General features: G+C 48.2%; 9 protein-coding genes. 7 read left to right on the top strand and 2 right to left on the bottom strand.

Annotated features, from left to right (window positions below; genetic code table 11):
• The first annotated feature begins 3 nt into the window (after positions 1-3).
• From ACSHWX_RS09535 to ACSHWX_RS09560, 6 genes are all read left to right on the top strand, one after another.
• Positions 4-852, top strand: a complete 849-nt coding sequence (locus ACSHWX_RS09535; protein ID WP_435667980.1) for an ABC transporter permease — start codon at positions 4-6, stop codon at positions 850-852.
• A complete protein-coding gene (locus tag ACSHWX_RS09540) occupies positions 852-1,772 on the top strand; it encodes an ABC transporter permease (RefSeq protein ID WP_435667981.1) in 921 nt (306 codons plus the stop codon). The genes ACSHWX_RS09535 and ACSHWX_RS09540 overlap by 1 nt, the downstream gene beginning before the upstream one ends.
• Positions 1,773-1,813: 41 nt before the next feature.
• Positions 1,814-3,427 (top strand): ABC transporter substrate-binding protein, encoded by a 1,614-nt coding sequence (locus ACSHWX_RS09545; RefSeq protein ID WP_435668063.1) that lies wholly within the window; start codon positions 1,814-1,816, stop codon positions 3,425-3,427.
• An 18-nt stretch (positions 3,428-3,445) separates the two neighbouring features.
• A complete protein-coding gene (locus ACSHWX_RS09550; RefSeq protein WP_435667982.1) occupies positions 3,446-4,390 on the top strand; it encodes an acetamidase/formamidase family protein in 945 nt (314 codons plus the stop codon).
• Between the two features lie 38 nt (positions 4,391-4,428).
• Positions 4,429-6,189: an ABC transporter ATP-binding protein gene (locus ACSHWX_RS09555; protein ID WP_435667983.1), complete on the top strand. Its 1,761-nt coding sequence runs from the start codon at positions 4,429-4,431 to the stop codon at positions 6,187-6,189.
• 444 nt (positions 6,190-6,633) lie between these two features.
• Entirely contained in the window at positions 6,634-6,789 is a 156-nt protein-coding gene (locus ACSHWX_RS09560) for a hypothetical protein (protein ID WP_435667984.1), read from the top strand.
• Between the two features lie 605 nt (positions 6,790-7,394).
• On the opposite strand, the gene ACSHWX_RS09565 is transcribed toward ACSHWX_RS09560, so the two are convergent.
• Entirely contained in the window at positions 7,395-8,015 is a 621-nt protein-coding gene (locus tag ACSHWX_RS09565; protein ID WP_435667985.1) for a TIGR02466 family protein, read from the bottom strand.
• A gap of 110 nt (positions 8,016-8,125) precedes the next feature.
• A complete protein-coding gene (locus ACSHWX_RS09570) occupies positions 8,126-9,457 on the bottom strand; it encodes an Hsp70 family protein (protein ID WP_435667986.1) in 1,332 nt (443 codons plus the stop codon).
• A gap of 449 nt (positions 9,458-9,906) precedes the next feature.
• Here ACSHWX_RS09570 and ACSHWX_RS09575 point away from each other — a divergent pair, with 449 nt between their 5' ends.
• Positions 9,907-11,127 carry a hypothetical protein gene (locus ACSHWX_RS09575; protein ID WP_435667987.1) on the top strand — a complete coding sequence of 407 codons (1,221 nt, stop codon included), beginning with the start codon at positions 9,907-9,909 and terminating at the stop codon, positions 11,125-11,127.
• Positions 11,128-11,195 lie beyond the last annotated feature (68 nt).

Genomic DNA, 11,195 nt, shown 5'->3' on the forward strand with positions numbered 1-11,195 from the left:
TAAATGTCAGTCTTTCGCCAATTATTTACTCGGCCCTTATCGCTATTTGGTCTTTTGATCGTGCTGATCACTGTAATTTTTGCGCTGTTTGCACCGTGGCTGACCCCCTATGAGCCGGATGCACAGATGTTTGACGGGCTGACCATCGAAGGTGCGCCAATTCCGCCAAGTGCTCAATTTTGGTTGGGCACTGACCTGCTGGGTAGGGATTTATTTTCCCGCCTTGTTTATGGAGCGCAAACCTCACTGATCATCGGCATTGTGGCTAACGGGGTAGCTGTTTCGCTGGGTGCCTTTGTCGGCATCGTTGCCGGCTTCTTCAGGGGCTGGATTGGTACCCTTCTCATGCGGTTTACAGACCTGATGATGGCATTCCCCGCCCTGCTGCTCGCTATTGTTTTAGCGGCGATCTTTAAACCCAGCCTTTGGATTGTGGCTTTGGTGATCGCGATGGTCAATTGGGTGCAGGTGGCCCGAGTTGTTTACACCCAGACTGTGTCGCTTGTTGAACGCGATTTTATTGTTGCTGAACGCTCCATTGGGGCGGGGTCAGCCCGTATTCTGTTCCATCATATTTTGCCCCATATGGTGCCAACCCTATTGGTGTGGTCAACATTGGGCATTGCCACAACGGTGCTTTTGGAAGCGACGCTGAGTTATCTGGGCATCGGGGTGCAGCCGCCAATTCCGAGTTGGGGCAACATCATTTTTGAAAATCAGACCTATTTCACTTCTGCCCCCTGGCTGGTGTTCATTCCCGGTGCCGCAATCGTGCTGCTTGCTCTTGGCTTCAACCTTGTTGGGGATGCGCTGCGCGACATTCTTGATCCAACATTGAAGGGCAAGAGCTGATGTCTGCTTATTTGATTAGACGAATTCTACAAGCTGCCCTGATATTGCTGGGGGTGAGTTTTATCACTTTTGCGCTGCTTTATTTGGTGCCTGCAGATCCGGCTCGGCAAATTGCAGGGCGAAGTGCGACGGCGCAAACCGTTGAGAATATCCGTGAGCAGTTGGGCCTAAATCTGCCATTTTATGAGCAATATTGGCGATATCTCATCAATTTGCTGCAAGGCGATTTTGGCCGTTCTTACTTACAAAAATCTGAAGTTGGAGAACTGATCGCCGCGCGACTTCCTGCAAGCCTACTGCTTATGGTTTCCGCCATTTTTACCGAGTTGGTATTCGGGGTTTTGATCGGCGTGGTCGCAGCCATCAAGCGGGACACATGGTTGGATAAAGTATTGATGGTGCTTTCATTCATTGGTGTGTCGGCTCCCCAATTCGTTGTTGGTATTTTACTGCTCTATATTTTTGCTGTGCAATTACAATGGTTTCCGATTGGCGGGTACGGCACATTTGCGCACTTGGTCTTGCCTTCACTAACATTGGGTGTTTTGGGCGCTGGTTGGTATTCAAGGATGATGCGTTCTTCGCTCATTGATGTGCTCACCCAAGACTATATCCGCACCGCAAAAGCCAAGGGAATGCCAAGCGCGCGCGTGATATTCCGCCACGCTTTACCCAACGCTTTTTTGCCCATTATTGCCATGATCGGCATCGATATCGGGTTTTTCATGAGCGGCATTGTGGTGGTTGAAAGTGTTTTCGGATGGCCAGGCATTGGCCAACTGGCATGGCAGGCCATTCAACGCATCGATATTCCCATCATCATGGGTGTAACCCTTGTTTCTGCCTGCGCAATCGTACTGGGCAATTTGGTCGCTGACCTTATCGCCCCTTTCATCGATCCACGGATCAAACTGAAATAAACATAAAACTTAAACCAAATCCTTGGGAGGAAAATATGAAACTGAGAAATAGTTTATTTGCTGGCGTTGCCGCCTGCGCAATGATGTTGGGGGGCACAAGTGCCTTTGCCGACGGACATATGGGCGGGGCGATTACCGTCACGTATAAAGATGATGTCTCCACACTTGATCCAGCTATTGGATATGACTGGCAAAACTGGTCAATGATCAAAAGCCTTTTTGACGGGTTGATGGATTATGCTCCGGGCACCACAGATTTGGTGCCAGATCTGGCGCAAAGCTATACCATTTCAGAAGATGGCCTGACCTACACCTTTAAGCTTAAACCGGGCGTCAAGTTCCACAATGGTCGCGAAATGACCGCTACGGATGTCAAATACACGTTGGACCGTGTGGTTAATCCAACAACACAAAGTCCAGGTGCTGGCTTCTTTGCCGCCATTGACGGTTTTGATGCAGCTTCTGCAGGGGACACTGACAGCCTTTCAGGTGTGCAAGCCGTGGATGATCTAACGGTACAAATTAACCTGTCACGCCCTGACGCGACTTTCTTGCATGTGATGGCGCTTAACTTTGCCCATGTGGTGCCAAGCGAAGTTGTGGAACAATATGGTGCGGACTTCGGCAAGCATCCTGTTGGTACCGGTGCGTATGAAATGACAGAATGGACATTGGGTCAGCATGTTGTTTTTGAGAAAAATGCCGACTATCACATCGAAGGTCTACCAAAGCTGGACAAAATTACCTTTGAAGTGGGGCAAGAACCAATTGTTGCGCTTTTGCGTCTAGAACGGGGTGAAATTGATATTGCTGGGGACGGTATTCCGCCTGCCAAATTCCTTGAAGTCATGAAAAATCCAGACTTAAAGGCCAATATCGTTGAAGGCAGTCAACTTCATACTGGCTATATTACCCTAAACACACAAATGGCACCTTTTGATAATCTGAAAGTGCGCCAAGCTGTAAATATGGCTGTTAACAAAGATCGGATCGTGCGGATTATCAATGGCCGTGCAGTTCCTGCCAATCAACCACTACCGCCACTTATGCCTGGCTATGACGAAAACTATGAGGGCTTCAAGTTCGATCCAGAAGGTGCGAAAGCACTGTTGGCTGAAGCTGGTTTTGGGGATGGATTTACAACAGAGCTTTATGTTGCAAATACCGATCCGCAACCTCGTATTGCCCAAGCCATTCAGCAAGATCTTTCAAATGTTGGCATTAAAGCTGAAATTAAATCGCTTGCGCAAGCCAATGTAATCGCGGCTGGCGGTGAAAAAGATCAAGCTCCAATGATCTGGTCCGGCGGTATGGCTTGGATTGCAGATTTCCCTGATCCATCAAACTTCTACGGACCAATTTTGGGCTGTGGCGGCGCGGTGCCTGGTGGTTGGAACTGGTCTTGGTATTGCAATGCTGAAATCGACGAACGTGCGATTGCGGCAGATGCCATGGCGGATCCATCACAGGCGAATGATCGCATTGAAGCGTGGAAGAAAATCTTCACAGACGTTCAAGACGAAGCCCCTTGGGTTCCCGTGTTCAACGAGCAACGCTTTACCATTCGGTCGAGCCGCCTTGCTGGTCCAGAAGGCATCTTTGTCGACCCTGTGCACATTCCAGTGCATTATGACCACGTCTATATCTCTGAATAAACGTGGGGGAAAACAAACATGTGTAATGCACCGGATTATACAATCCATCGGCATCACCATCATTTCGGCTGGGACAATTCAATTGTCCCAGTTGAAACGGTAAAGCCGGGAACAACACTAGAATTTGAATGCACTGATTCATCGGGCGGTCAAATAACGCCCGAAAGTAAAACTGATGATATTGCGAAGTTAGATTTTGAGAAAATCAATCCGGTTTCCGGCCCCATTTATATTGATGGTGCCGAACCCGGAGATGCCATCAAAGTGAGCATTGAAGGTTTTGGCCCATCCGGCTTCGGATGGACCGCGAACATTCCTGGCTTTGGCCTGTTGGCGGATCAGTTCAAAGAACCGGCCCTGCAACTCTGGCATTATGACAAAGACAAACTGGGCACCTCAGCTTATGGCCCCGGCGGGCGTGTACCGCTTAAGCCATTTCCGGGCACAATCGGTTTAGCACCAGCAGCTGCCGGCCCTCACTCTGTGGTGCCACCGCGTCGCATGGGCGGCAATCTGGACATTCGCGATTTGGCAGCGGGCACCGAACTCTATCTGCCTGTTGAAGTGGTGGGTGGACTATTTTCCATTGGCGATACCCACGCGGCACAAGGCGACGGTGAAGTTTGTGGCACGGCCATTGAAAGCCGCATGAACGCCATTGTTACTTTGGATTTGGTGAAGGACGCCAATCTAAACATGCCACGTTTCACAACCCCGGGTCCGGTCACCAACCACTTGGACCAAAAGGGCTATGAAGTCACAACCGGTATTGGTGAAAGCCTAATGCAGGGCGCGCGTGATGCGTTGAGCGGCATGATCGATTTACTATGCGCCCAACAGAACATGAGCGCTGTTGATGCTTATATGCTTTGCTCGGTGTGCGGCGATCTGCGGATTTCTGAAATTGTCGATCAACCCAATTGGGTTGTGTCATTCTATTTCCCGCGCATTGTTTTTGAGTAGATTAAAGCGGCATCACTGCCTGAAAGATGAATTGACAAATGAGCCAGCCAAAATCGCCCATATTGGACGTTAAAGACATATCGATATCTGTCAAAACCGACGCTGGTGAAAAGGTCGTGGTGCGTGACTTTACATACCATGTCGATGCACAGGAAACGCTGTGCATCGCTGGGGAGTCCGGTTCAGGAAAGTCAATTTCTTCACTGGCGGTGATGGGGCTTTTGCCCAAAACGTCCGCCCGCGTCACCAGCGGACAAGCGATTTTGGATGGTACGGATTTACTGCAATTGCCTGAACAGCAAATGCAGCATATTCGGGGCAATGACATTGCCATGATCTTTCAAGAGCCGATGACTTCGCTCAACCCCGTTATGACAATTGGCGATCAGTTGCGTGAGGTTTTGCGCTTTCATAAATCGATGCAAGGCGGACAAGCCAGCAAACTTGCTTTGGACATGCTAGAGGCCGTAAGATTGTCAGAGGCGAAAAAACGTCTTGATCAATATCCGCACGAACTATCGGGTGGTATGCGCCAACGCGTGATGATCGCCATGTCGCTTTTATGTAGCCCGAAGGTGTTGATTGCGGACGAGCCGACAACCGCGCTTGATGTAACCATTCAGGCGCAAATGCTCACATTGATGAAAGAATTACAGCGTGAATTTGACACCGGCCTGATCCTCATCACCCACGATATGGGTGTTGTTGCTGAAATGGCTGACCGCGTTTTGGTTGTAAACCAGGGGAACATGGTTGAAGAGGGAGATGTGAACGCCATATTCCATGCTCCACAAGAAACCTACACGCAAAAGCTAATTGGTGACTTGCCAAAGCTAGGCTCGATGACGGGTATTGAGCCGCGCTTAAAAACAGATGCTGACGAGACACCTATCCCCCTATTGGATATTAAAGACTTATCTGTCCGGTTCGATATTGCAGGCGGCATTTTGCAGCGTACGGTTAAACGCGTGCATGCTGTAGAAAAAGTTTCGTTGCATCTACATAAGGGTGAAACCCTTTCATTGGTTGGGGAAAGTGGTTGCGGCAAGTCCACAACGGGGCGCGCCCTTCTCAACCTAGTGGATTGGAAAGGGAGCATCAAAGTTGAGGGCGAAGACCTTCGCGCATCGCTCAAACGAGACAGTTTGGCTGCACGACGCAAAATTCAAATGATTTTTCAAGACCCCTATGCGTCGCTCAATCCGCGCAAAACCGTAGGGGATTTGGTGCAGGAGCCCCTGGTTATTCATAAAATCGGCGATGTGGCAGACCAAAAAGATAAAGTGGCGCAACTGTTTAAACGTGTTGGTTTGGATCCTTCCCATATCTCTCAATACCCACACGAATTTTCAGGGGGCCAAAGACAACGTATTTGCATCGCAAGGGCGTTGGCTCTTAATCCAAAAATCATTGTGGCAGATGAAAGCGTTTCAGCGCTCGACGTAACGGTACAGGCCCAAGTATTGGATTTGCTTGGTGAATTGCAAGACGAGCTGGGCCTGTCTTATCTATTCATCTCGCATGATATGGCCGTGGTGGAAAAAGTCAGCCACCGTGTCGCGGTTATGTATATGGGCCAAATCGTTGAAATTGGTGCGCGGGATAAAGTGTTCGAAAATCCCCAACATGATTATACGAAGTCGCTCTTAGCAGCTGTGCCTGTTCCTGATCCGAACAAAAGAAAGAAACGTAGCATGATTGTTGGCGAGGAGATCCCTTCACCGGTGCATGACCTTTCGTACAAGCCAAATTTTCTAAACTTGATGGAAGTCGAGCATAATCACTTCGTTGCGACCTAATTTTTTGCTTTGATTTTCGCACTTATTCGCATCCAGAACCTAACGGTACAATAAGCTCCCTATCTAGTCATCGCAAGTTCCCGCGTGCGAAGTGAATGGTGTGGCGTAGCGGTAGCGTCGCAATCTGCACTATGCCAGCGTGCAGATTTCGGGGGCCGTGGTTGGAATTAGTTGACGTTTCCCAAGCGAACTAAACATCTTACACGACAATATATAAGGCAAATGTATTGTTTCGGGCCTGCGGTCGAACCATATACTGAATATGTAAGTGAACTTGGTGCTAACTGCCAAATTACATAAATCGATTTTTACGTTTACATCCCCGCCCAATGGCCGCTTTCCGTTCCACAATGGACATTTGTATTGTCCTGTTTGCAAGTCTTGAAGCGGGGCTCCTATTTTCGAGTTGTCTAGTTTGACTAAGTTGTGAGGAAGCCAGCGCTTATGGCATCCGCTGATAGTACAATTTCGAATGAAATCACATTTTTTGGTTTTAAAACACCAGTTGGAACCTACTTCCTACAACAGAATGCGGCCCGGCTTTCCATCATGGCCGATGCTGTTCGAGCAAGTCCGTTCGGTGATATGCTGTTTTTGTAGAACTATTGATCGTAAGAGCAACGGCTCGCTCGCCGAGGTTGCGGGAATAGTCGTTTTCTGACGCCTAGTCCCGAAACCGTGAGCAGTTGCATGTCGACCTGACGTGTCACTTTGGGCATCCTTGTCGCGCAATAGTTTGGCTAGAGCCATACTGCTTATGGTCTTGCCAAGTCGCTTTGCCTGCCTTGGTTTAGAACTTTATTAAAGACTTTTGGTGGATTTTTCCAAGGAAGTGCAGGGTTGTTTACCACGCTCACGCTTACTCTGCTGTTTCGGTAATAAATCATCGACATCGCCGACAGGACTGGCGACAACAAAACCTTTGGCCGCACATCAATTCATAATCCGTTCATAATCCGTTCATAATCCGTAAGTTGCAATTTGTGCGCAACCACATTCAGCAGAAGAATTATTCTATGCGTTGATGTATATTACAAAGAGTAACAAATTGACCGTTATCGGCCTAGCCGCGGTCGAAATTCGGCATCAACAGCCAGGGACGCGAGCATCTTGGATGTCTCTTGGCCTGATAAATGGGTATGGCGGCTCCTCAGCTTAAACTGATGTGGAGCATCGAACTTTAGTGGTAGGCGAGAGCGTTTCTGTCAGCCCCAACTATAGTTGAAACTAACACTTATCCGCTCTTGTTCTGCCATGTTCATAGGCACTTCATGGCGCAGCCAACTTTCCCAAAGCAAAATATCGCTCACTTCTGGTGCAACATAAATAAAGCTACGCATTTCTTTTCGAGCATCGCTCGTTCGGGTCGGCGCTGCCATCATCATGGCCGAACGTGGGTCTTCGAACTTGATCGCACTTGCCCCCTTGGGCATCGCGACATATGTGGTGCCACTAATCACGCTATGGGGATGAATATGGGATGTGTGAATACCACCCTCAGGCAGAATGTTAATCCACAAACTGTCCAACTTGAGCGGTTTGTTATCAAGATTAAACTCAAGATCTTGGGCGAATGCGGCGACGTGCTTGTCGAGTATTTCTATCAAATCCTTGAAGATCGGAAACCGCCAAGGAAGGTCATCTAGTGAGGCATAGCTGGTGTAACCGGGAAAATCATTTTCCTCACACCATTTCTGTCCAGCCTCATCATCGTCGGCAATCGACAGACAGGTGGCTTCAAGTTCGTCTGGATCCAGCGTTTTGCCCAATCCCGAAAGGGCCGCGCGATAAAGACGAGTAACAAAGAGAGAATCAATTTTTGACATAAGTTCTTCTTAACTTAACGCGGTGCTTGAGGCGAGGGTGCCAAACTGCAAATGAAATCTAACAAGTTGAATTTGCAATCTAGTCCTGAATCTGAGTCAAAATCATATTCTCAACGGGTAAACTGAGACTTGTTTGCTGCATTTGCAAGCCATGGGGAAACGTCATCCTCTAGTCCAATTAGGGAGAGGCCGATTGCTACAGATTGAAATTGATTGCCGCCAGCCAGTTTGTGAATGCCAAACCTGTCGGCGAATATCTTTTTAACGGCAGGTATAAATGAACTACCTCCGGTCAGGAACACATTATCAATATCAGTGTCATCTAGACCCGTGCTTTCCAACAAGCTGTCAACTTTGCTCGCTATCTGGGCGATGTCTGGTGAAATCCAGTGGTTGAAGTCTTCCACTGCGATGGTTTCATCTATGTCTATGTCGCCCAGCTTGAGTTGAAGTTTTGCTGTACTGTTGGAGGAGAGCTGCGTCTTCGCGCTGGAAACAGCGCTGTAAATGTCAAATCCCCGGTCATCTACTATGGTTTCGATCAAGGCTTCAATCTGCTCGGGTTTTGTTGCTGCTTTTTCCAATTCGCGCAACGCACGAATGGTTTCTGGAGACTTTAAAAGGGCGAGTTGATGCCATTTCGCAAACTGCGTGTAATAGTGCTTTGGCATTTCAAGTAGTTTATTGAATGAGCGATATTGGCCGTATTTCCCCAACTTAGGAGAAATGACGGCGTCAATGATGCGATAGTCAAATCGGTCGCCTGCAATGCCAATGCCGGCATACCCAATTGGGTGGGCAACGGTTCGTCCGCCAGTCTTTTCGAACTTTATGATCGAGAAATCGCTTGTGCCGCCACCAAAGTCACCAACCAAAACGGTGGCATCGTTTTTCAAACGACGTGCGTAACTATAGGCGGCACCAACTGGTTCATAAACATGCTTAGGTGTTGGAAACCCCGCTTTTGCATAGCCCGCTTCATATCGCGTCATGGCCAAAGCGTCATCTGGTGCGCTTCCTACAAATGCAACAGGGCGTCCTGAGATAAAACTCGTCCCCAAATTTTCTAGTGCGTCGCTGGTGTCTTTCACAGCGCATTGCAAAAACGAGGCAAGTAAATCCTCAAACTTATAAGGCGTGCCAAATATCCGGGTTTCTTCAAACAATCTGCTGGCAGCGTGGCTTTTTATTGACTGAATAAAACGAACGTCATTTGCGCTCGTAAGGTAGGCTTCGATCGCCTCTGCCCCGCCATTGACTTCGATATCGTGACGGCCACCACCATCTTGCTTCTGAAAGCAAAGGATTGATCTGTAAACGTCAGATGCATCCGCTTCGGCACCGAACTGAATTGTACGCACGTTGGCGTGGGCGTCGGCTAATGCAATCACTGTATTCGATGTGCCAAAGTCTATGCCGATTGATGAAGCGATTTGGGCCATGGGGACTTCCAGATACTAAGTTAAAATTTATGCACAAGCACGAGCAGGCGGGGATGTGTTTTTAGCTAACTGGGCGCCACGGTCAACACCCAATCATCGTGTCTTTGTGGCTAATTGCAGACCAAATAAACCTAACGTCATATTAACGGGGCGTTGCGGGGTCGCAATCTGCACTGCAATAATTGCCGGATGATGCATGTTGCTACCGCCGTGGCGTGCATTATGTGTTCAAAATGCAACAGCGAACCCCCAAGCGTGTTGTAGGAATGTTTCTGTGCTTGAATGTTTAGAGCGGATGAGTAGTTTGGCTAAGCGAATCCATGCATGGAATCGTTTGTCGGTCGCAACCGCGGCGTCAAACACACCATCTACAATAAGTGTGGCCGCGTTACGACAAACCACCGGTAAAATCCGGTCAATCTACTAACTGATTTTTGGAGGTCAGTACTATGAAAATTAAGAGCCTTCTACTTGGTTCCGCAGCAGCTTTGGCACTTGGCACAAGCGCACAAGCAGCTGATCCGATCGCAGTCGCACTAGACACTTGCGATCTATTGAACATCACTGGTTTGACTATTTCTTCTGAAACAAACTGCTTGAAATTCTCAGGCGAAGTTTCTTACGAATGGAAATATGGCAACTACGATTTGGACACTGCTTCTGCAGGCGTTCAAAACACTTCTGGCGACCTTGACTGGCATTTGAAAGCTGTTGCAACTGCAGACAGCGATTTCGGTCCAGCAATGGCTGTTATTAAGATTTCTGAAAAAGAAGACGATACATCACGCACCGGTGGTGCTGCAGGTGTAGCTCCAGCAACTTTGACCGCAACTGCTAATGATGTTGTGTTGGAAGAAGGCTATGTTGGTATCGGCGACGCTTCTTCAGTTGTTCTTTATGCTGGTAAAAAAGGCTCAGTTGCTAAAGAAGACGACGACGAAACATTTACAGCAATCTTCGCTCTTGACTCACTTGGTCTATCTGGCGATGCAGCTGGTTCTGACGAAGGTCTAGCACTTGGCGGCGGCGTTGCAACTGGTGGTTATGTTGTTCAAATGTCTGCAAGCCTTGGTGATGGCGTAAACGCTGTTGTTGCTCTTGAAGATCTTGGTACAGTGAACAATGCTTCTTTGGTTGGCGCTATCGGTGTTAAGCAAGATTGGGGCACTGCACACGCTACGTTCATTCTTGACGATCTAATTCAAGCTGCAAACGTATGGTCACTTCATACTGGTGCAACTTTCAATGTTGACACAGTGAGCTTCCGTGCTGCTTTCGAAACAGCTAGCGATAGCACATGGTCAGCTTTGCTTTCTGGTAAAGCAACATTTGACATGTTCACATTGGCAGCTGGCGTTGAATTCGATAACGCAAGCCAGTGGGAAGCTGCTGTTTCAGGCGTAGCTAAAGTTGATGACACTACTACATTGACTATTGCTGGTCGTTTCGACGACAACAACGACTGGGATGTTGCTTTGAAAGGCGCGTTTAAAGTATCTGATACTTTGACTGCTTCTGCTAAAGTTAACTTCGACGAAGCAAGTGTTACCAAATTCGAGGGTGACATTGACTGGATGCCAGGTGGCGGTGCTACTGTTAATGTTGGCTTCAATGCTGACAGCACAGGTCAAACAACTGTTTCTACAAAATTCAAGAAAACATTCGAATAGTCCTTTAGGGCAATTTGATTTTGAGTTTGAGAAAGCCCGGCATAAGCCGGGCTTTTTTTGTGTCTAGT

This window comes from Maritalea sp., assembly GCF_051251695.1.
GTDB lineage: Bacteria > Pseudomonadota > Alphaproteobacteria > Rhizobiales > Devosiaceae > Maritalea.